The 21,993-nt window shown below is 70.4% G+C and carries 17 protein-coding genes; 7 read left to right on the top strand and 10 right to left on the bottom strand.

What is annotated here, in order from left to right:
- Window positions 1-53: 53 nt before the first annotated feature.
- The 4 genes from MRBLMI12_RS15095 to rpsP all read right to left on the bottom strand — a co-directional run bounded on the left by MRBLMI12_RS15095 (window position 54) and on the right by rpsP (window position 5,568).
- Window positions 54-4,109, bottom strand: coding sequence for a bifunctional nitrate reductase/sulfite reductase flavoprotein subunit alpha (locus MRBLMI12_RS15095; RefSeq protein WP_363357220.1), 4,056 nt, complete (start codon window positions 4,107-4,109; stop codon window positions 54-56).
- Window positions 4,110-4,210: 101 nt separating this feature from the next.
- Window positions 4,211-4,861, bottom strand: coding sequence for a ribosome maturation factor RimM (gene rimM / locus MRBLMI12_RS15090; protein WP_363357632.1), 651 nt, complete (start codon window positions 4,859-4,861; stop codon window positions 4,211-4,213).
- Between the two features lie 49 nt (window positions 4,862-4,910).
- Window positions 4,911-5,141, bottom strand: a complete 231-nt coding sequence (locus MRBLMI12_RS15085) for an RNA-binding protein (RefSeq protein ID WP_045276246.1) — start codon at window positions 5,139-5,141, stop codon at window positions 4,911-4,913.
- A gap of 4 nt (window positions 5,142-5,145) precedes the next feature.
- On the bottom strand, window positions 5,146-5,568 hold the full coding sequence (gene rpsP, locus MRBLMI12_RS15080) for a 30S ribosomal protein S16 (protein WP_349427318.1): 423 nt from the start codon (window positions 5,566-5,568) through the stop codon (window positions 5,146-5,148).
- 192 nt (window positions 5,569-5,760) lie between these two features.
- On the opposite strand from rpsP, the gene MRBLMI12_RS15075 reads away from it, so the two are divergent.
- Window positions 5,761-6,924 carry a glutamate--cysteine ligase gene (locus tag MRBLMI12_RS15075; protein WP_363357219.1) on the top strand — a complete coding sequence of 388 codons (1,164 nt, stop codon included), beginning with the start codon at window positions 5,761-5,763 and terminating at the stop codon, window positions 6,922-6,924.
- Window positions 6,925-8,129: 1,205 nt separating this feature from the next.
- On the top strand, window positions 8,130-8,522 hold the full coding sequence (locus MRBLMI12_RS15070) for a DUF559 domain-containing protein (RefSeq protein ID WP_363357218.1): 393 nt from the start codon (window positions 8,130-8,132) through the stop codon (window positions 8,520-8,522).
- A 202-nt stretch (window positions 8,523-8,724) separates the two neighbouring features.
- Here the strand turns inward: MRBLMI12_RS15070 and ffh are convergent, their stop codons facing one another.
- Both ffh and MRBLMI12_RS15060 read right to left on the bottom strand, forming a co-directional pair.
- A complete protein-coding gene (gene ffh / locus MRBLMI12_RS15065) occupies window positions 8,725-10,290 on the bottom strand; it encodes a signal recognition particle protein (protein ID WP_363357217.1) in 1,566 nt (521 codons plus the stop codon).
- Window positions 10,291-10,360: 70 nt separating this feature from the next.
- Window positions 10,361-11,353: a TetR family transcriptional regulator gene (locus tag MRBLMI12_RS15060; RefSeq protein ID WP_363357216.1), complete on the bottom strand. Its 993-nt coding sequence runs from the start codon at window positions 11,351-11,353 to the stop codon at window positions 10,361-10,363.
- A 138-nt stretch (window positions 11,354-11,491) separates the two neighbouring features.
- Between MRBLMI12_RS15060 and lipB the strand changes: the two genes are divergently transcribed.
- Entirely contained in the window at window positions 11,492-12,130 is a 639-nt protein-coding gene (lipB, locus tag MRBLMI12_RS15055; RefSeq protein WP_331907478.1) for a lipoyl(octanoyl) transferase LipB, read from the top strand.
- Window positions 12,127-13,176: a lipoyl synthase gene (gene lipA / locus MRBLMI12_RS15050; RefSeq protein WP_363357215.1), complete on the top strand. Its 1,050-nt coding sequence runs from the start codon at window positions 12,127-12,129 to the stop codon at window positions 13,174-13,176. Before lipB ends, lipA begins: the two co-directional genes overlap by 4 nt.
- A 9-nt stretch (window positions 13,177-13,185) precedes the next feature.
- Here the strand turns inward: lipA and MRBLMI12_RS15045 are convergent, their stop codons facing one another.
- The 4 genes from MRBLMI12_RS15045 to smc all read right to left on the bottom strand — a co-directional run bounded on the left by MRBLMI12_RS15045 (window position 13,186) and on the right by smc (window position 18,987).
- Window positions 13,186-13,686, bottom strand: coding sequence for a DUF2004 domain-containing protein (locus MRBLMI12_RS15045; RefSeq protein ID WP_363357214.1), 501 nt, complete (start codon window positions 13,684-13,686; stop codon window positions 13,186-13,188).
- A gap of 81 nt (window positions 13,687-13,767) precedes the next feature.
- The gene (gene ftsY, locus MRBLMI12_RS15040; RefSeq protein ID WP_331907472.1) at window positions 13,768-14,640 is read right to left on the bottom strand and encodes a signal recognition particle-docking protein FtsY; all 873 of its coding nucleotides are present in this window, start codon (window positions 14,638-14,640) and stop codon (window positions 13,768-13,770) included.
- Window positions 14,641-14,666: 26 nt separating this feature from the next.
- Window positions 14,667-15,374, bottom strand: a complete 708-nt coding sequence (locus MRBLMI12_RS15035) for a hypothetical protein (protein ID WP_363357213.1) — start codon at window positions 15,372-15,374, stop codon at window positions 14,667-14,669.
- 64 nt (window positions 15,375-15,438) lie between these two features.
- Window positions 15,439-18,987 (bottom strand): chromosome segregation protein SMC, encoded by a 3,549-nt coding sequence (gene smc, locus MRBLMI12_RS15030; RefSeq protein WP_363357212.1) that lies wholly within the window; start codon window positions 18,985-18,987, stop codon window positions 15,439-15,441.
- A 486-nt stretch (window positions 18,988-19,473) separates the two neighbouring features.
- On the opposite strand from smc, the gene MRBLMI12_RS15025 reads away from it, so the two are divergent.
- From MRBLMI12_RS15025 to MRBLMI12_RS15015, 3 genes are all read left to right on the top strand, one after another.
- A complete protein-coding gene (locus tag MRBLMI12_RS15025; protein ID WP_349427309.1) occupies window positions 19,474-19,728 on the top strand; it encodes a hypothetical protein in 255 nt (84 codons plus the stop codon).
- Window positions 19,729-19,811: 83 nt separating this feature from the next.
- Entirely contained in the window at window positions 19,812-20,894 is a 1,083-nt protein-coding gene (locus MRBLMI12_RS15020; protein WP_363357211.1) for a GNAT family N-acetyltransferase, read from the top strand.
- Entirely contained in the window at window positions 20,887-21,987 is a 1,101-nt protein-coding gene (locus tag MRBLMI12_RS15015) for a GNAT family N-acetyltransferase (RefSeq protein ID WP_363357210.1), read from the top strand. Before MRBLMI12_RS15020 ends, MRBLMI12_RS15015 begins: the two co-directional genes overlap by 8 nt.
- The last annotated feature ends 6 nt before the right edge of the window (window positions 21,988-21,993 follow it).

Raw genomic sequence — 21,993 nt, 5'->3', positions numbered from 1 at the left:
CCACAGCGCGCAGCGATCCACCCTTTCGCGATTCCCCGCTGTCGGGTGCGCCGTCAGTAGACGTCGCGGACGTAGCGCTCCTCGGCGGCGAGGGTGCGCGTGTACTCCGCCGCAGCCTCCTCCGAGAGGTTGCCGTGCTGCTGCGCGATGGCGACGAGGGTCGCGTCGACGTCCTTTGCCATGCGCGTCGCGTCGCCGCACACATAGACGTGCGCGCCCTCCTCGAGCCAGCGCCACAGTCGCGCGCCGTGCTCGACCATGCGGTCCTGGACGTAGATCTTCTGCCGCTGGTCACGTGAGAAGGCGAGGTCGAGGCGCGTGAGGAAGCCGTCCTCGCGCATCCCCTCGAGCTCTTCGCGATAGTAGAAGTCGGTCGCGGCGTGCTGCTCCCCGAAGAAGAGCCAGTTGCGGCCGGTGTGCCCGTCTGCTCGGCGATCGTGCAGGAACCCGCGGAACGGCGCGACGCCGGTCCCCGGGCCGATCATGATCATCGGCGTGTCGCCGGCCGCGGGCGGCCGGAAGGCGGGCGATCGCTGCAGGTAGACGGGAGCCGAGGCGGCATCGCCGTCGGCGAGGAACGTCGAGCACACGCCGCCGCGCGCGCGGCCCGACTCCGTCTCGAAGCGCACGACCGACACGGTCAGCTCGACGGTGTCGGGGTCGTCCTTCGGACTCGACGAGATCGAGTACTGCCGCGGCTGCAGCCGTTTGAGCACGCCGACCCAGTCGGCGGCGGTGGCTGTCACCGGGAAGTCGCGCACGAGATCGACCGCCTGCTGACTCCACAGGAACTGCTCGAGGCGGCCCTTGTTCTCGCGCCGGAGCAGCGCCGACAGGGTGCCGTCGCCGCTGCGCTCCGCGACGAACCGGACCAGGTCGAGAGGTGTCTTGGTGATGTCGAGCCTCGTGCGCAGGGCGTCCACGAACGTGCGCTCCTGGCCGTCGAGCTCCACGATCGTGTGCGGCGCGATCCCCGTGGCCTCCAGCCACTCCGCGACGACACCGGGCGAGTTGGCGCAGACCACGCCGAGCGAGTCGCCGGCCTCGTACCGCGCGCCCGTGTCGGAGAGGTCGAACGCGATGCGCCGCACCTCCTTCTGCGAACCCGGGCCGCTGAGCAGGTCGTTGCGCACCAGCGTCGCACCCACCGGGTTCGAACGGCTGAAGAACCGGCGGGCGGGCGGCGCCTGGAGCCCCAGTGCTCCCCCGCCCCCGCTCGCGGCGTCCGGACCCTCCGCCGCGAGGGTCGCGAGGATCTGCGCCAGCCACACCGCGCGCGGCTCGTCGGCATCCGGTTCGAGGTCGACGCGCTCGAGGAGAGCCGTCGCTCCGAGCTCGCCGAGTCTCGCATCGAGTCGGCGGCCGTGACCGCAGAAGTCGTCGTAGTTCGAGTCGCCGAGTGCGAGCACGGCGTAGCGCAGCCCGGAGAGCTCGGGGGCGCCATCGGCGTTCAGCTCGTGCCACAGCGCCGCCGCGTTGTCGGGCGGCCCGCCGTCGCCGAACGTCGACGTGACGACGAGCAGCCGGCGCACGGCGGTCAGATCCGACGCGCGCAGCTCCGCCATGCTCCGGGCACGCGCCGGGATGCCGCGGGCGCCGAGCGCCGCGGTCGCCGCGGCGGCGAACTCCTCGGCGTTGCCGGTCTGCGAGCCCCACAGCACCACGACCTCGTCCTGTGCCGCGGCCGGCGGCATCCCACCCCCGGCGGTGGTGCGCGAGAAGGCGCCGGCGAGCACACCATCGAACCACGCTCGCGCTCGCGGGCCGAGCGGCGCCTCGACGGGCAGCACGGGAACCTCTCCGGGCGCGAGCACCGCCGAGCGCACCGTCGACAGGAATCCCGCGAGGTAGGCGCCTTCGAGGTCGTTGAGCGCCGGCGGCGCGAGGTCGACGCCCGCGGCTGCCAGCGCCTCGTCGGCGGAACCGGTCGCCGCGCCGCCTGGCGGCGGCCCCACGCGCCGCAGCGTCACGGCGGCGAACTTGAACTCGGGCTGCGCCGACAGCGGGTCCACCGCGTCGTTGGTCACCGCGTTCACCGTCACGTACTCGCCGTGCTCGTCGTTCCAGTGGAACGGCGCGAACAGGCCGCCGGGCTGCACCCGGTCGGTGAGCACCGCGGGCACGACGAAGCGGCCGCGGCGCGATGCGACCTCGACGAGGTCGCCCTCCGCGATCGCGTGCCGCTCGGCGTCGACGGGGTGCACTTCGACGAACGGGCCGGGATGCAGCTTCGCCAGCTTGGCGACGCGGCCCGTCTTCGTCAGAGTGTGCCAGTGGTGCGGCAGCCGGCCGGTGTTGAGCACCCACGGGTAGTCGTCGTCCGGCAGCTCTGCGGGGGCCAGGTGCGGGCGCGCCAGGAACTGGGCGCGGCGCGAAGGGGTCGCGAAGGCGAGGCGCGGCACCGTGCCGTCGCCCTCGACGTGCAGCGACTGGCTCACCCCGTCGTTGAGGTAGCGGATCGGATGCCGCGTCGCGGCGTCGCCAGGGGGCGCTGGCCACTGCACCGGTGTCTCGCGCAGCCGCTCGTACGTGACGCCGCGCAGGTCCCATCCGGTCTGCGGGTTCCAGAAGCGACGGATCTCGTCGAACACCTCGTCGCTCGTGGCGAAGTCGAAGCCCGGGAACCCCATCGCGCGCGCCACCTGGCAGATGGTCAGCCAGTCCGGCTGGGCCTCGCCCGGGGCGGGCAGCACGTCGCGCACGAGCGTGAGCGTTCGATCGCTGTTGACCGTGACGCCGTCGGCCTCCACCCACAGCGTGGCGGGGAGCAGGATGTCGGCGTACGCGGTGGTGGCGGTCTCGGTGTAGACGTCCTGGGCGATGACCAGCTCGGCGTTCTCCAGCGCCTCGATCACCGTCTTGCGGTTCGCGACCGACGCGACCGGGTTGCTGAAGATGATCCACACCGCTTTGATCTCGCCCTCGGCGGCGCGGCGGAACATGTCGATGGTGCCGGCGCCGGACTCGGCGCGGATCGACCCGGGCTCGAGCCCCCAGACCTCTTCGACGAAGGCACGGTCGGGGCCGCTGAACACGGCACGCTGCCCCGGAAGGCCGGGACCCATGTAGCCCATCTCGCGCCCGCCCATCGCGTTCGGCTGGCCCGTCAGCGAGAACGGCCCGCTCCCCGGCCGGCAGATGGCGCCCGTCGCGAGGTGGAGGTTGCAGATGGCGTTGGTCGACCACGTGCCGTGGGTGGACTGGTTCAGGCCCATCGTCCACAGCGTCATCCACTCGTCGGCCTCCCCGATCCAGCGGGCGGCCGTGCGGATATCGTCCTCGGCGAGTCCGGTCAGCTCCGCCACGCGCGCAGGCGGGTACTCGGCGAGCACCTCCGCCATGTGCTCCCAGCCCTCGGTGTGGGCGGCGATGAACTCCTCGTCGATGTCGCCGGCCTCCACGAGCAGATGCAGCAGGCCGTTGAGGAGGGCGAGGTCGGTCCCGGGGGCGATCTGCAGGAAGAGATCGGCGCGGTCGGCCGTCGTGGTCCGGCGGGGGTCGACGACGATGAGCCTCGCGCCCTGCTTGAGCCGGTCGGCCATCCGCAGGAACAGGATCGGATGGCAGTCCGCCGTGTTCGACCCGATCACGAAGAACAGGTCGGCGTGGTCGAAGTCCTCGTACGAGCCGGGCGGGCCGTCGGCACCGAGCGACTGCTTGTAGCCGGTGCCGGCCGACGCCATGCACAGGCGGGAGTTCGACTCGATGTGGATGCCGCGCAGGTAGCCCTTCACGAGTTTGTTCGAGAGGTACTGCGCCTCCATGCTCATCTGCCCCGACACGTACATCGCGATGGCGTCGGGCCCGTGCTCGTCGAGGATCGCGCGCAGGCGCGTCGCGGCATCCGTCACGGCATCAGCGAGTGCGACAGGTTCCGCCGGCTCCCCTCTCGCGGGGCGCACGTGTGCGGAGGTCATGCGCCCCGGAGCCTGCATCAGCTCCGCATGGGTCGCGCCCTTGGTGCAGAGCCGCCCGGCGTTGGTGGGGTGGGCGCGGTCGCCCGCGACCTTCGCGATGGTGAGCGGATGCCCCGCCCCGGCGTGGGAGGTCGTCACCGAGATACCGCAGCCGACGCCGCAGTAGGAGCACACGGTGCGTACTTCGCCCATGCCTTCGATGATCCGGGATGGAGGTTCCGGGGCGTTTCCCGCCGTGTTACCCGCAGATCACATCTGCCGCACGGCTGCCGGTGGCGCCGCGTGAGACGGTGTCAGCGAGCGGTGTCGGCGTCGTCGGCGGACGGGCCCGCCGGAGCGTCGTCAGCGTCGTCGGCGGACGTCTCCGCCGCAGCGTCGTCGCCGTTGTCATCCTCGGGGAGCTCCTCGAAGAGTCCTGCCGGCGGCGTCACGATGACGCGCCCGGCCGCGATGTCGACCTCCGGCACGATCGCCTTGACGAACGGCACCAGCACCTCGTCGTCGCGCACCTTCACGATGAGCAGGTCCTGCGCGGGGAAGTGGTCCACCCGGGCGACCTTGCCGACGACCTGGCCGTCACGGACGACCTCGAGGCCGACGAGCTGGTGATCGAACCAGGCGTCCTCCTCGGTCGGCGAGGCCTGGATATCCTCATCGACCCACAGGATGGCGCGGATGAGCGCCTCTGCGGCGTCGCGGTCGTCGACGTCTTCGAAGAAGGCGACCGGGTGGCTGTTCATCCAGCGGAACTCGCGCACCGTGAGCGGCTTGCCGTGCCACGGCGACGACTCGGGAACCTGCAGGGTGAACGTCGCGCCGGGGACGAAGCGACCCTCGGGGTCGTCCGTGTACAGCTCGAGCTTGATGGCGCCCTTGAGTCCGTGCGCCTTGACGAGGCGACCGACACGGAGCTGCGTCTTGCCCACGGGGGGAACGGCATTCACGGGCTTGCGGGCGTCTGCGCCCGATCCCGCGGTGTTCTCGCCTGACACCTCAGTCGTCCGCGACGTCGACGCGCACGCGGCGTCCGTCGGCGAGGGCACTGATGAGGGTGCGCAGGGCTTTGGCCGTGCGGCCGCCGCGCCCGATCACGCGACCCCGGTCATCGGGGTGGACGTGCACTTCGAGCACGTCGCCGCGGGGCGACGTGGACGAGTCGATGCGGACGTCGTCCGGGTGATCGACGATCCCCTTGACGACGTGTTCGAGCGCGGCGGCGAGCAACGGATTACTCTGCGGACTCGGCGGCGGCCTCGTCGGTCGCCTCGGCGGCGGGAGCCTCGGCGGCCTCGGCCTTCTTCTCGGCCTTCGGCTTCACGACCGACTTCTTCGAGGAGTCGATCTCGAACGCGGGCTTCTCGTCGCGGGTCTTCACGGTCGAGACCGCGTTCTTGTCGCCCTTGAACTGACCCCAGTCGCCGGTCAGCTTGAGGAGTGCGCGCACCTGCTCGGTCGGCTGTGCGCCGACGCTCAGCCAGTACTGGGCACGCTCGGAGTCGACCTCGATGAACGAGGGCTCCTCGGTGGGGTGGTACTTGCCGATCTCTTCGATGACACGGCCGTCGCGCTTGGTGCGCGAGTCGGCCACGACGATGCGGTAGTAGGGCGCACGGATCTTGCCGAGGCGCTTGAGACGGATCTTGACAGCCACGATTCTCCTGAATGTGTGGAAAGCGAACGAACCTGTCGCCTGGAGCGTGGGGTGCACACCCGGCGGGAGCTCAGAGGAGGAGCACGACGCTGGATAGAGGGTCGAGCGTGTGGTCCAGCCCTCTATTCTGCCAGATGACGCACCATGCCGCGAACCACCGGAGTCCAGACCCGTGCGTGCCAGACTGTGCCCATGACGGTGCCCTTCGCGACATCCGACCGCTCATCCGTGGGCCTGGAGTGGGAGCTCATGCTCGCCGACACCGCGACCGGGGACCTGATCCCCCGCGGCCCCGATCTCCTCGCCGCGCTCGAAGAGCGCTCCAGCCTCGAGCGCTACACCGTCACCGGCGAGCTGCTCACGAACACCGTCGAGGTGACCAGCGGCATCGGCGACACCGTTGCCGCCGCCGTCGACGACATCGCCGACGCGATCGCCGAGGTGCGCACCTACACCGACCCGCATGGCGTCGACCTGCTCTGCGCGGGCAGCCATCCGTTCGCGCAGTGGTACGACCAGAGCGTCACCGACAAGACCCGCTACCACAAGCTCATCGAGCGCACCCAGTGGTGGGGCCGCAACATGATGATCTGGGGCATCCACGTGCACGTCGGCGTGGAGGACGTCAACAAGGTGTTCCCGATCATCAATGCCCTCGCCGTCTACCTGCCTCACCTGCAGGCGCTGTCGGCGTCGAGCCCGTTCTGGGCGGGTGAGCGCACCGGCTACGCCTCCAACCGCGCGCTCGTCTTCCAGCAGCTGCCCACCGCGGGTCTGCCGTGGCCGCTCCAGAACTGGAACGAGTTCGAGGGCTACCTCGACGACATGGTCGGCACCGGAGTCATGGAGGACGCCACCGAGGTGCGGTGGGACATCCGTCCGGCGCCGCGCTGGGGAACCATCGAGGTGCGCGCCTGCGACGGCATGTCGACGCTCCCCGAGCTCGCCGCGGTCGCCGCCCTGGTGCAGGTGCTCGTGGAGCACTTCTCCCGACGCCTCGACGAGGGTCTGCCGCTGGAGACGATCCAGCCGTGGTTCATCCGCGAGAACAAGTGGCGCGCCGCGCGCTACGGACTCGACGCACGCGTGATCGTCGATCATCTCGGCACCCAGCGCCTCGTCACCGAGCACCTGCGCGAGACGCTCGCAGAGATCGGCGACATCGCCGACGACCTCAAATGCGCCCGCGAACTGGCGGGCATCGAGGCCATCCTCACGGGCGGTGCGAGCTATTCGCGCCAGCTCGCCGTCGCCGACGCGGCCGAAGGCGACCTCCGCGAGGTTGTGCGCCACCTGGTCGGCGAGTTCCGCTCCGGCCCCACGTTGCGCGAGCACCTGGCCACCCTCGGCCGCTGACCCGGCGCTGTCGCTCCGCAGGGGCCTACTCCGCGCCTGCGGCCTACCCCTGTGACGTCACCTGAGCACGTCGCGGAGGGGACGGATGCCGCGGCAGCGGCATCCGTCCGGCGCGGGGCGTCGCCAGCGGCATCCGACAGGCGCGAGGCGTCGCCAGCGGCATCCGACAGGCGCGAGGCGTCGCCAGCGGCATCCGACAGGCGCGAGGCGTCGCCAGCGGCATCCGACGGGCGCGGGGCGTCGCCAGCGGCATCCGACAGGCGCGGGGCGTCGCTGACCACGCGTCGGTACGCACCCCGCGCCGAGGCACGAGATCAGGTGATTTCGCCAACACAGGAGAATCCGCCGTCAAACGTCCTGCCCCGGTGAGATCACCTGATCTCGTAACAGCGGCAGGCGAGCGGATGCTGAGACCCCAGGCATCCTCCCCTCCGACGCGCTCGCACCGCCGTCGATTCGCACGACCACCGCCGTCCACTGACACCTCCCCACCCTGCGCGTCTTCGCGCGTGACGAGATCAGGTGATTTCGCCAGCACAGGAGACTCCGCCGTCAAACGTCCTACCCCGGTGAGATCACCTGATCTCGCAACAGCGAGGAGGCTGTGGATGCCGTGGCTCGAGGCCGCGACGCCAGGCACGGCTTCCTCCCCAACTTGGGGCTGCGCCGCACTATCCCCGGATCGGTGCACTTGTGCGCGCCCGAAGGTGAGGGCCATCGACGCTGGACCAGTGAACACCGCAGACCTCGGCACCCGACCGTCCCTCCTAGAGTGGATCGATCAGCGCCACGGCGTTTCGCACACGTCGCAGCTGCGCGTCGCCGGGTACACCGCCCGCGAGATCGCCGATGGCGTAGCCCGCGGGGATCTCCACCGGGTGCGCCGCTCGTGGCTAGTACGTCCGGATGCCGATGCGAGGCGCGTGAAGGCTGCCTCCGTGGGTGGGCGAGCGACATGCCTGAGCGGTGCGGAGATGCTGGGACTGTGGGTTCCGGACCACTCGGAGGTGCACGTCGCAGTTCAGGCCACTGCATCCCGCAATGCGACTGAGGGAGTTCGATTGCATTGGGCGTCCGCGCCGGCGCCCGTGAGCCGGACCATGACGGAGGAGCCGGTCGTGAACATCCTCTTCCATGTCGCGAGGTGCGTGGAACCACGCGATGCTCTGGCGGTCTGGGAGTCCGCCATTCGAGCGAAGAAGGCGATGGCCGCGACGCTCAAGCGCGTCGCTTGGCGAAGCAGCGCTGCATCGGAGTTCGCGCGGCTGGCGAGCGAGCTCTCAGACTCCGGCCTGGAGACGCGATTCGTCCATGGCATGAAGCAGGTCGGCGTGCCGGTCCAGCAGCAGGTGACGATCGACGGTCACCGCATCGACGGACGCGTTGGCGACTCGCTTCTGGTGCAGCTCGATGGATTCGAGTTCCACAGCTCGGCGCAAGACCGCCGGCGTGATCTAGAAGCCGACGCTCGCCTCGTCCTGCGCGGCTACGTCGTGCTCCGTTTCGACTACTTCCAGGTGTTCTTCCGGTGGGAGTACGTCGTGGAGACGATCCTCATGGCGATAGCCCAGGGGCTCCACCGTCGCGAAATCAGGTGATTTCACGGGCGTAGGACGTTTCCCGCCGAAACGTCCTACCTCGGCGAAATCACCTGATCTGGCGACAGAGAGGGCGACCACCGGCGGGCAGGCCGCGCGCAGTCTCGAAGGCGGCGGGCAGGCCGCGCGCAGTCTCGAAGGCGGCGGGCACGCCGCGCGCAGTCTCGAAGGCGGCGCGCAGGCCGCCCGGACAAGCGCGGGGTCAGCCGCGGCCGAGCATCTTCTGCAGCTCGGCGAGATCCGCCTCGGTCGGGGCGCCCTTCGCTCCTCCGGCGCCGAGCCCGAAGCCCGAGCCCGTCGGGGCCTCGGCGTCCTGCGCCGCGATCCCCGCGTTCTCGGCGGCGCGCTTGGCGGGGTTGCCCGACCGCGAGCCCTTCGCCTTCTGCTGCTTGCCGCGCTTGGACGAGGCGCCCGGCCGGCCGGCGCCGGGGATCGGACCCATACCGGGGATGTTCGGCACGCCGCCGCGGGCGACGGTCTTCATCATCTTCGCGGCCTGGTCGAATCGCTGCACGAGCTGGTTGACGTCCGTGACTGTCATGCCCGAGCCGCGCGCGATGCGCAGCCGGCGCGATCCGTTGAGGAGCTTGGTGTTGCGGCGCTCGGCGGGGGTCATCGAGCGGATGATCGCCTCGGTGCGGTCGATCTCGCGCTCGTCGAAGTTCTCGAGCTGATCCTTCATGGACCCCATGCCCGGGAGCATCCCGAGCATCTTCTTCATCGAGCCCATCTTGCGCATCTGCTGCATCTGGGCGAGGAAGTCCTCGAGGGTGAACTGCTCGGTCGCGAGCTTCTCCGCGACCTTGAGCGCCTCCTCTTCGTCGAACGCCTGCTGCGCCTGCTCGATAAGGGTGAGGATGTCGCCGAGGTCGAGGATGCGCGACGCCATGCGGTCGGGGTGGAACGCCTCGAGGTCGTCGAGGCCCTCACCCGTGGACGCGAAGATGATCGGGCGGCCCGTGACCGAGGCGACGGAGAGCGCGGCGCCACCGCGGGCGTCGCCGTCGAGCTTCGAGAGCACGACACCGGTGAAGTCGACGCCGTCCTGGAACGCCTTGGCGGTGTTGACGGCATCCTGTCCGATCATCGCGTCGATGACGAACAGCACCTCGTCGGGATCGGTCGCCTTGCGGATGTCGGCCGCCTGCTTCATGAGCTCGGCGTCGACGCCGAGGCGGCCGGCGGTGTCGATGATGACGACGTCGTGCTGCTGGCGACGCGCGACCTCGACGCCATCGCGGGCGACCTTGACCGGGTCGCCGACGCCGTTGCCCGGCTCGGGCGCGTAGATCGCGGCACCGGCGCGCTCGGCCACGACCTGCAGCTGGTTGACCGCGTTGGGACGCTGGAGGTCGGCGGCGATGAGGAGCGGCGTGTGGCCGTCCTTCTCGAGCATCTTGGCGAGCTTGCCCGCGAAGGTCGTCTTACCCGAGCCCTGCAGGCCCGCCAGCATGATGACGGTCGGCGGGTTCTTCGCGAACTGCAGCCGGCGCTGCTGGCCGCCGAGAATCGCGACGAGCTCCTCGTTGACGATCTGCACGACCTGCTGCGCCGGGTTCAGCGCCTTGCTCACCTCATCGCCGAGCGCGCGCTCGCGCACCTTGGCGGTGAAGTCCTTGACGACGGGCAGCGCCACGTCGGCGTCGAGCAGGGCGCGCCGGATCTCGCGGACGGTGCCATCGACATCCGCGGGCGTGAGCTGCCCCTTCTTGCGGAGGTTGCGGAAGGTCTCGGTGAGCCGGTCGGAGAGGGTGCCGAAAGTCGCCATGATGCCCCGATTCTACCGGGGACGGATGCCGACGCCGCCCGCTCCGCCGCCACCCGCCGTCCCGGGCGATTCAGCTCTCGGGTCCGAGCTCCTCGAACAGGGTCAGCTGCAGACCTGCAGGACCCCGCAGACGCGCGTTGCGGGAGCGCCAGGGCGTGACGCGGGCGGATGCCTGCACCTCCGCGCCGCGGTGCGCCAGGCGCTCGGCGGCGGCAGCGCTGTCGTCCACCTCGAGCGCGAGCCGGATCCGGTCGCTCGGGGCGTCGCCGTCTGTCTCGACGCGGTCGATGAACGCGACCTGCGCCGGGTTCGACAGCTCCAGGGTCGCGCGCCCGGCGTCGAGGATCGCCACGCGGGCACCGCCCTCGGCCTCGTACGCCTCGGCCTGCGGCATCCCGACGACGTCGCGGTAGAAGCGGAGGGCGGCCTCGAAGTCGGGCGCCTCGACGACCACGCGCAGCTGCCGCACCTCCCCGGCACGCACCGGCCCGACGGCTTCGGCGGCGTCCGCCGCACGAGCCAGGAAGCGCGCGAGCGAGGTGCGGCCGGCACCGTCGTGGGCCCACGCCTCGACCGCGGCGAGCACCGCCCCGCCCCACGCAGCGCCGGCGACCTCGGCGTGCACGCGATCCGACCCGGCGCGGACGAACCGCGTCGAGACCGCCCTCGCCACGCGCGCCCGGCGGAGGGCGGCGTCGCGCTCGTACTCGGCCTCGAGTCCCATCGCCTTCGCGTTGACGATGCCCAGCGCAAGGCTGTCGGGCGCGAATCCCTCCGCTATGGCGAGGGTCGCCGAACGGACGTCGGCGACGGCAGCCGTCTCCTCGTCCGAGCCCAGGTGCCGCTCGAATGCGGCGAGCCGCTCGTCGAGCCCCGCCCACAGCACATCGGACTTGGAGGAGAAGTAGTTGAAGAAGCTCGACCGGCTGACTCCGGCGCGGCTGGAGATATCGGCGATCGAGGTCTGCTCGTAGCCCTGCTCGAGGAACAGCTCGCACGCCGCTTCGGCGATGGTCTCGCGCGACGACGCCTTCGGTCGCCCCGCGCGCGGCTCGGTGGACATGAAGCCACCTTATGGCCGGTGGTCCATCCGGCATGGGTGCTGTCGGATGCGCCGTGCGTGTCTCGGCATGGGCGAGCAGCGGATGTATTGTTGGACGCAATCCATCAATCGCCACGAGCGAACAAGTGAAGGAGCGCGATGCTCGACATCCAGACGGTCGGCCTCTCCCCCGACTACGTGCCGTATCTCGACGGCTGGGCCTTGCAGCGAAGCATCCACGCCGAGGTGGTGGCGGGCACGCGACCCGACACGCTGCTGCTGCTGGAGCACGAGCCCGTCTACACGGCAGGCGCTCGCACGGCGCGGCATGAGCGCCCGACCGACGGCACGCCCGTCGTTGATGTCGACCGAGGCGGCAAGATCACATGGCATGGCCCGGGACAGCTCGTCGGCTACCCGATCGTGCGGCTCACCGAGCCGGTCGACGTCGTCGCACATGTGCGCCGCCTCGAGCAGCTGCTGATCGACGTGCTGGGCGCGTACGACGTCGAGGGCTACCGGGTCGAAGGCCGCAGCGGCGTCTGGGTGCGCCGCCCGCTGGGCGAGGACAAGGTCGCCGCGATCGGCGTCCGCGTGCAGCGGGGCGTGACGATGCACGGCTTCGCGCTCAACTGCGACAACTCCCTCGCCGGCTTCCGCGGCATCATCCCGTGCGGGATCACGGATGCCGGAGTCACGACGATCAGCGAGGTGGCCGGCGCCGAGATCGCGCCGAGCGACGTGATCGGCACGGTGAGCCGCGTGTTCGCCGCCGACTTCGCCGGGGTGCCGGCATGAGCGCCTGCAGCAGCGCGCCGGGTGCCGCAGGCACGCCGGACGCGGCATCCGCTCCCTCGGGTCCTGACGGGCGCAAGCTCCTCCGGCTCGAGGTGCGCAACGCGCAGACGCCGATCGAGCGCAAGCCGGAGTGGATCAAGACCAAGGCCAAGATGGGGCCCGAGTACCAGGCGCTGCATTCGCTCGTGAAGACCGAGGAGCTTCACACCGTGTGCCAGGAGGCCGGCTGCCCCAACATCTACGAGTGCTGGGAGGACCGCGAGGCGACCTTCCTCATCGGCGGCTCGCAGTGCACGCGCCGGTGCGACTTCTGCCAGATCGACACCGGCAAGCCGGCGGACTACGACATTGACGAGCCGCGCCGCGTCGCCGAGAGCGTGGTGCGCATGAACCTGCGCTACGCCACAGTGACGGGAGTCGCACGCGACGATCTGCCGGATGGCGGCGCATGGCTCCACGCTGAGACGGTGCGGCAGATCCACGCGTTGAACCCGAACACGGGCGTCGAGATCCTCGCGACCGATTTCAACGGCGACCCGGCCCTGCTCGGCGAGGTGTTCGAGAGCCGTCCCGAGGTCTTCGCGCACAACGTCGAGACGGTCCCGCGCATCTTCAAGAGGATCCGGCCGGCCTTCCGCTACGAGCGCTCGCTCGACGTCCTGACCCAGGCGCGCGATGCGGGTCTCATCACCAAGTCGAATCTCATCCTGGGCATGGGAGAGGAGCCCGAGGAGGTCATCCAGGCACTCGAGGACCTCCGCGCCGCCGGCACCGACATCATCACCATCACGCAGTACCTCCGGCCGTCGCCGCGGCACCTGCCCGTCGCGCGGTGGGTCAAGCCGCAGGAGTTCGTCGAGTTCAAAGAGGAGGCCGAGCGGATCGGATTCCTCGGAGTGCTCGCGGGGCCGCTCGTGCGCTCGTCCTACCGCGCAGGCCGCCTCTGGGCGCAGTCGATGCTGTCCAAGGGTCGCGAGATCCCGGCGCACCTGGCGCACATCGCCGAGGACGTCCACGTCGAACGCGGCTTCGCCCAGGCGGTGTGACGGCGGCGGTCAGTCCGCGCTCGTGACCGACAGCACGGCCCCGGCGGAGTCCAGGTTGACCAGCAGCACGTCGTCGGTGGCGTCAGGATCGAGCGCGTACTCCAGCACCGCGAACGGGTCCGAGCCGCCGTGCTCGTCGGCGAGGATCGTCATGCTCATGAGCTGGAGTGAGCGGATCACGTCGATCTGGACGTCACCCGAGATGTCGACGAGCGTTTCCTCGAGGGCCTCTCCCAGCGTCTCCTGCTGCTGCAGGATGTACTCGGTCACTTCGCTGGTGCGATCGTTCAGCTCGTTCACCATGCCGTTGCGCGCGCTGCGGTCGATGTCCTCGATCGACGAGATGAGCGCGGCGGCGACGTCGAGGGCGGCCTCGGAGACGTCGTCCTGGTCGGGCGCCGTGAGATCCACCGTGACGGACTGGTCTCCCAGTTCGACGTTCTCCGACCAGAAGATCGATCCGTCAGGCCCCGATTCGAGGAGTCCGAAGTAGTCGTGCTCGATCGCCATGACCCCATGAAACCGCAAGGAGCGCGTCGGCGATAGCCCGAACACGGCATGGCGTGAATTCGGTCCGCGACGGCGCCAGGATCAGTCGACGAGAGCGGCCGCGAATACGTGCGGGGTGAAGCCGGTGAGGTCGCCGATCCCCTCGCCCTGACCCAGCAGCTTCACCGGAATCCCGGTGCGCTCCTGCACGGCGAGCACGAAGCCGCCCTTCGCCGAGCCGTCGAGCTTGGTGAGGACCAGGCCTGTGACGCCCGCGTGCTCCAGGAAGGCCTGAGCCTGCATGACCCCGTTCTGACCGGTCGTGGCATCGAGCACCAGGAGCACCTCGCTGATCGGCGCCTGCTTCTCGATCACACGTCGGATCTTGCCGAGCTCGTCCATGAGCCCGCCCTTGGTGTGCAGGCGGCCGGCGGTGTCGACGAGCACGATCTCGGTGCCGGTGCTCTTGGCGTACTCGATGGTCTGGAAGGCGACGGATGCCGGATCCTGGCCCTCCTGCTGCGGCCGCACGATCGCCGCCCCGCCCCGCTCGGCCCAGGTCGCGAGCTGGTCGACGGCAGCAGCGCGGAAGGTGTCGGCGGCACCGACCACCACCGACCGTCCGTAGCGCTGCAGGAACTTCGCGAACTTGCCGATGGTCGTGGTCTTGCCGACGCCGTTCACGCCGACGACGAGCACGACGGCGGGCCGCTCGGTGAGGCGGAGGGTGGTGTCGAACTTGGCGAAGTGCTCCTCGAGCGTCTCCTTCAGCATCCGCTGCAGGTCGCGCGGGTCGGTCGTGCGATACCGCTCGACCTTCTCGCGCAGCTCGTCGATGATGCGTTCGGTGATGTCGGGGCCGAAGTCCGCCGTGAGCAGCGCCGTCTCGAGGTCTTCCCAGGTCGTCTCATCGATCGTGGGTTTGACGAACATGCCGCGCAGCGCACGGCCGAGCGACCAGGAGCTCTCTGCCATCCCCCCAGCCTAGGTGCCCGCGCCGTTCACCCCGACGCGGGCGCCACCGCGATGCCGAGGTAGTTGCCGAGAAGGTCGGTCACCTCGGTGGCGACGTCTTGTCCGGGCGGGCACTCCACGTTGACGACCAGTGACGTGCCGAGGGTGCCGAACGTGCGCCCGAACTCGCTCCAGCTCGCCTCGTCGCCACCCGCGCCCCCGCTGCCCCCGACCATGCGGATGTCGACCGTGCCCTCCTGCGTCGTCTGCGCGACGTAGTCGTCCGATGCGTTGGCGCTGACGTCGGCCCCCGTCACCCCGGGAATCTGCGTGCTGAGCACCGCGGCGAGCATGTTGTCGGTGCTCTCGCGGTCATCCGCTCCCAGCTCCAGGTCGGTGATGGCGCCCTGGTAGAAGGCGACCGTGCACTGGGTCTGTCCGTCCAGATAGGCCCAGCTGCCGTTGCCGTCGTCGGGCGACGATGTCGCGAACCGCTCGTCCGCGGCCATCAGCCGATCGTCCCAGCCCACCGTCCAGAGTGCGGGGTCCAGTTCCGCGCCCGCGGCGAACGTGATCTCGGTCGGTGGACTGCCGGCGTCATCCGCAGGCTCGGGCGTCTCGCCGGCATCCACGGAGGCCGAGTCGGAGGGCTCCGGCGACAACAGCCGCGCACCCGGGGGGAACGGTGTGCACGCGGTCAGCGCGAACGCCGACAGCAGCAGTCCGGCCGTCACCGCGCGCGCAGAGGTGTGCATAGGCGAACGCTACTCCCCCGCCCCCGAGATCCACGCCCAGCTGTCGGGGCAGTCAACCCGCCGATCAGGAGGCCACGCGCTCCACGATGCGCTGTCCGACGACGGCGGAGACGCCGTCCTGCCTCATCGACACGCCGTAGAGGGCGTCGGCGATCTCCATGGTGCGCTTCTGATGGGTGATGACGATGAGCTGGCTCGATTCGCGCAGCTGCTCGAAGACGCCCAGAAGGCGGCCGAGGTTGGCGTCGTCCAGCGCGGCCTCCACCTCGTCCAGGATGTAGAAGGGGCTCGGCCGGGCCTTGAAGATCGCCGTCAGGAGCGCCACCGCGGCGAGAGAACGCTCGCCGCCGGAGAGCAGCGAGAGCCTTTCGATCTTCTTGCCGACCGGGCGTACGGCCACCTCGATGCCCGTCGTCAGCGGCGAGTCGGGGTCGGTGAGAGTGATCGACCCGGTGCCGCCGGGGAACAGGATCGGGAACACCTCGCCGAAGGCGACCTTCGTGTCTTCGAACGCCGCGAGGAAGATCGACTGCATGCGCTCGTCGAGCTCTTCGATGATCGTCAGCAGATCCTTGCGGGTTTGGGTGAGGTCCGCGAGCTGCTCGGTCATGAACTTGTGACGCTGCTCGAGGGCTTCGAACTCCTCGAGCGCAAGCGGGTTCACGCGACCGAGCTGGGTGAGCTTGCGCTCGGCCTCCTGCAGTCGCCGCCGTTGCTGGCCGCGGTCGTACGCAATCGCTTCCGCCTCCGTGCCGTCCACAGCCGGCTCAGCGCCCTGGGTCGTCGCGACGAGTGGAACGGGCTGATCCGGCCCATATTCCGAAATGAGAATGTCTTCGTCGAGGCCGAGCTCGGACTGCACGCGTTCGAGCAGCCCGCCCACGTGCAGCCGCTTCTCGTGGATCTGCAGCTCGAGGTTGTGGACGCTCTCGGTGAGACCCGCCAGCCTCTCCCGCACCGAGCTCTCCCGCGCGCGGAGTTCGCCGAGCTCGGCGGTCACCGCGGTGCGCTCCGACTCCGCGGCGGCGAGCTCCGCCCGCGCCTGAGCGAGCGAGCGGTCGACCGAATCGATCACGGCGGGCAGCTGCCCGGCGACCCCGGCGGCGATCTCCCGCTGCGCGCGGCGCACCACCGCCCGGCGTGCCGCCTCGGCGGCGGCCTCGCGTTCACGCTCGCGTTGGCGTTCGAGCCCGACGACCCGCGCCTCGCCGGCGCGGATGCGCTCGCGGAGCGTCTCGACGTCGAGCCGCGAACCCATCTCGGCGTCGCGGGCCGCCTCGAGTGCGGCGAGCATGCCGTCGCGCGCCGACGCATCGAGGATGGGCCGGGGAGCCTCGAGCGCAGCCGTGAGCTGATCCTCCGCCGAGCGCGCAGAGCTCTCGGCCTCTTCGACCGCCGCGGCGGCCTGGGCGAGGCCGGCGGCGAGGCGTTCGCACTCGGCGACGGCCGCTTCATGCCGCACGGTCGCTCGGTTCACCTGCTCCGCGTGTGCTGCGAGGGCCGCGTCGTGTTCACGGAGCGTCGCCAGCGCGGTCTTGGTGCGCAGGCGCGCGGAGTCGAGTTCGCGGGTGGCATCGCCGAGCGCTTCGTGCAGGGAGTCTGCCACCACGGTGATCTCGTCGCGGCGCTCCGCGGCGGCATCCCGCTCCGCCGCCAGCTCGAGCCGGGAACGGGACGAGCCGGCACCTGCGCGGAGCGAGTGCTCGGTGTACACCTCGCCACGGCGGGTCACCAGGGTGAGCGGTCCGCCGAGTTCGGCCATCGCCAGAGCCGGTCCGGCCTCCCGAGCCGTCTCGAGGTCGTCGACGACCACGACGTATGAGAGCAGACCCAGCACCCCGTCGGGTGCCGTCACCACTTCACGCGCGGGAACGACTCCGCGCAGCTTCGGGAAGTCCGGCCGCATCACGCCCGCCGACGCGATCACGATGTCGACCATGCCGGCCTCGGCGTCACGCGCCGCGTCGGCCACGGCGAAAGCGCTCGCCCGATCGTCGACCAGCACGCCTTCGGCGATGGGACCCAGCACGGCCGCGATAGCGGCCTCGAACCCGGAGCGCACCTGCACCGCGTCTCCGACGAGGCCGCGAACACCGTCGCGGTCCTGCGCGATCAGTGCGGACGCGCCGTTCTTGACATCCAGCGCGCGGCTCAGCGCGGCCGTCTGCGCCGTCAGCGCCTCGCGCTCCCGCTCCGCCGCGTGCAGCCGCTCACGCAACGATGCCACCGACGCCTCCGCCTCGGCGGCATCGCGCTGTGCGCGCTCGTACGCGGCGGCATGGTCGGCCGTCGATGCGTCGGGCACCAGGTCGGGGTCGACACCGGCGAGGGTCTCTTCGGCATCGGCGCGGCGCGCGAGGGCGGCATCCAGCGCCTTCTGCTGGCGCTCGACCGCGGTCTGGACGGCGGCGAGGGCGGATGCCGCCGCCTCGGCGGTGCCGCGCAGCGCGGTGATCCTCATGTCGTGCTCGGAGACGAGGGCGCTCTGCGCGGCGATGTCGGAGTCGAGGGCGTCGAGCTCGGCGCGGGCGCGCACGACGTCGCGGGCGGCCGCGGCGGCGGCGTCCTGCGCGGCGCCCAAGCCGTCCGACACGTCGTCGATCTCGGCGCGGGCCTCGTCGATCATCGCCTGCGACACGGTGGTGAGCTCGAGGCGCTCCTCGTCCTCGGCGTCCCCGAGCAGCGCCAGGCGCTGGCCGGCGAGGGCGTACAGGCTGCGCAGGCGGTCCTGCGAGCGCTCCAGCCCGAACGCGACGCGACGCGCACGGTCGACGCTCTCGGATCGCTGGTCGTTCTCCAGCTGCTCGATGCGCACCCGCACGTTGTCGAGCCCGTCCTGCAGCACCATGCGCTCGGCGTGGCGCTCCTGCTCGCTCTGCGCATGCGACGCCAGCTCGGCACGGAGGCCCGAGATCTCGTCCGCGAAGAGCCGCGCCTTCGCATCGCGCACGACGGCGGCGATCGTCGCCGCCTCGCGGGCGATCTCGGCCTGCCGGCCCAGCGGCTTCAGCTGCCGGCGCAGCTCGCCCGCGAGATCGCTCAGGCGCGTGAGGTTGGCCTCCATCGCGTCGAGCTTGCGGACGGTCTTCTCCTTGCGACGCCGGTGCTTCAGGATGCCGGCGGCCTCTTCGATGAAGCCGCGGCGATCCTCGGGCGTGGCCTGCAGCACGCTGTCGAGCCGGCCCTGCCCCACGATCACGTGCATCTCCCGGCCGAGGCCGGAGTCGCTCAGCAGCTCCTGCACGTCGAGCAACCGGCACGACTCGCCGTTGATGGCGTACTCGCTGGTGCCGTTGCGGAACAGCGTGCGGCTGATCGTCACCTCGGCGTACTCGATGGGGAGCGCACCGTCGCTGTTGTCGATCGTGAGCTGCACCTCGGCACGACCGAGGGGGCCGCGTGTCGCCGTGCCGGCGAAGATGACGTCTTCCATCTTGCCGCCGCGCAGCGTCTTCGCCCCCTGCTCCCCCATCACCCAGGCGAGGGCGTCGACGACGTTGGACTTGCCGGAGCCGTTGGGGCCGACGATGCACGTCACGCCGGGCTCGAGGGCGAAGGTCGTCGGCTGGGCGAACGACTTGAACCCTTTGAGCGTCACGCTCTTCAGGTGCATGGATCCGCCCCCGCCCCGGTCGATTACCCGCCTACGCTACCGGAGCGGTGCCCCGTCTCCCGGCAGACCGGCCGCACGAATCGGATGCCGCGACACGCCATGCGAACAGCGAATCTGCGAATTCGCTTGACGCCGGCATCTCGCACGCGCTAGCGTGACTCTCCGCGTCTGAAGTCGAGAAAGGAGGTCCCCCGATGATGCTGATGAATCCCACTGGAATCGCCGCCCGTGATGGCGGAGCGATTCGTGCCGTCGCGTCGGGGACCTGCTCCTTCGGCGCTGTGCTGAGCGGCCGCTTCCCCGCCGCCATCTGATCCCCGCAGGGGACGAGTCTGCCCGGTTTCGGGCGATACCCGTCTGTTGCGCCGCATCCGCTTCGCGGTGCTGAGCGCGCACCCCCTGCCGTCGTCCCGTCGTGCTGCGGCATGACATCCCCCGCCTCCGGCGCTTGCCGAGGCATCCCTTTCACAACCGGAAAGAGCAATCATGAATACTCTCCTTGCGCCGCAGCGCCCATCGGGGCTTCCCGATACGCTGCGGCTCCCGAGCCGCGACACCCGGACCTCGCTCCTGGACCGCCTCGCCCTCCACCTGGGTCTGAGGCTGCTGCTGTGGAGCACCCGCACCCCGCGACTCGCGGACGACCGACGTCGGCACGCTCACACGTACCGGCACCAGGAGGCCACCGCGCAGCGTGAACGCGCCTACCTCCGCGAGGCCAGCCTCGCACCCCGGCCGTGACGGCCACCGGGTCCGCCGCCCGCACCCGGGCGGCGGACCCCACCCCTCAACCATCCGCATCGACCTCGCAAGGACGCGCTGACATGACCACCATCACGGGGCTGGAATTCCGCCCCCTCGTCGTACCCGCCTCGATCGACGCACCGGACGCCGCCGACTTCGTCGAGATGGTCCGGGTGCGCAACCTCATCTACCGGGAGATCTCCGGACACGACGACCACCGCATCGCCGCCGACGAACTGCTCCCCCACTACCGCCCCACCGAGTACGAGACCCGCCTCTCATGGGTGATCGTCGACGACGGTGCCATCATCGGCCGCGTCGGCGTCGACATCCCGCACGAGGAGGGATCGAACGCCGCGTTCTGGCTCATCGAGCTGCTGCGCGAGACCTGGGGACGCGGTATCGGCTCCGCCGCCTACGAGCTGGTCGAGAAGACCGCGCGCGAGCACGGTCGCACCGTGCTGCAGTCGTGGGCCGAGCATCCCGCGGCTCCGGGCGCTCAGCTCGCGCCGCCGACCGGGTTCGGCGCGATCCCCGAGGACCACGTCGCGCGGTTCTACCTCCGTCACGGGTACGCGCTGGAGCAGGTGGAGCGCAACAGCGCCTTCGACCTGACCGGTTCCTTCGCCGGCGTCGAACGGCTCCTCGCCGAAGCGCAGGCCGCCTCACCCGACTACCGGGTCGTGCAGTGGTTCGCCCCGACCCCGGAGGAGTTCGTCGCGGGCTACGCCTGGATGAAGTCCCGGATGTCGACCGACGCGCCCTCGGCTGCCCTCGAGTTCGCGGAAGAGGCGTGGGACGCCGCCCGCATCGCCGAGCACGACGGCCGCTACACCTCATCCGGTCGCACTATCCAGGTCACCGCTGCGCAGCACATCGAGACCCGTGAGCTGTGCGCGTTCAACGAGCTGGTGATCGGCAAGGACCGCACCGAGGCATCCCATCAGGAGGACACCCTCGTCCTCAAGGAGCACCGTGGGCACAAGCTCGGCACGCTCGTGAAGTGCGCCGGGCTCCTGTCCTGGCGCGACGTGGCGCCCGCGTCCGCGCGCGTCATCACCTACAACGCAGAGGAGAACCGACCCATGCTGGACATCAACGAGGCGATCGGCTTCGCGCCGGTCGCGTACGAGGGCGCATGGAAGAAGGTGCTCGATGACTGATCTCGCCGATTCCGCCGTCGTGACAGTCCGGCGGATCCCCGTCCCCGAGACCGCCGATTCTGCGGACGCGCACCTGTTCCTCGAGATGGTGCGGATCGCCAACGCCGTCTGCCTCGCGGACGCGGGCCACGACTACCTGCGCGAGGAGCCCGACGAGATGCTCGGGTTCTGGCAGGACCAGTCCGACTGGACCCAGCTCGGGTTCGCCGCTCTGCGCGGCTCGGACGTGCTCGGTGCGGTGAAGCTCATGATCTCGAACGAGCCGGACGCGAGCACCGTCGAGTTCGACCTCATGGTCGACCCGCCGCACCGCGGCCGGGGCGTCGAGGAGCTCCTCCTCGCCGAGGTCGAGCGTGAGGCCGCGGGACGCGGGCTCACCACGATCCAGACGTGGACGCTGCATCGACCGCATACAGACGGTCCACGTCTCGAGCCGTCGACCGGGTGGGGTTCGGTCCCCGCAGAGGACCCGCAGACGCGGTTCCAGCTCGCGAGCGGCTTCACGCTCGAGCAGGTGGAGCGCAACAGCGTGTTCGATCTGACCGGAGACCTCTCCCCCGTCGAGCGCATGCTCGCCGAGGCTCTGGCGGTCGCCGGTGAGGACTATCGCTCGATCCAGTGGACGTCGCCGACACCGCCGGAGCACGTCGACGGGTTCGCCTACGCGATCTCGCGAATGTCGACCGACGCGCCGGCCGGCGGTCTCGTCATCGACGAGCAGCACTGGGATGCCGCGCGCGTGGAGCGTCGCGACGCCCGCTTGAAGGCGCAGGGGCTCACCGTCTCGGTGGCCGTCGTGCTGCACGTGCCCACCGGGCGGATCGCGGCGTACAACGAACTCGCGATCGCGGAGGACCGTGCCGGGGCCACCCAGCAGTTCGGGACGCTCGTCGTGAAGGAGCACCGTGGCCACCGCCTCGGCACCATCGTGAAGTGCGCGAACCTCCTGCGCTGGCGGGAGCTCGTGCCCGAGTCGCCGCGGGTCTCGACGTTCAACGCCGAGGAGAACCGCCACATGCTCGACATCAACGAGGCGATCGGGTTCGTGCCCGCCTCGTATGCGGGTGCGTGGAAGAAGGTGCTGTCGGTGTGATCGTGC

The organism is Microbacterium sp. LMI12-1-1.1 (assembly GCF_040676455.1).
GTDB lineage: Bacteria > Actinomycetota > Actinomycetes > Actinomycetales > Microbacteriaceae > Microbacterium.
This window is presented reverse-complemented; position numbering and strand designations above follow the sequence as displayed.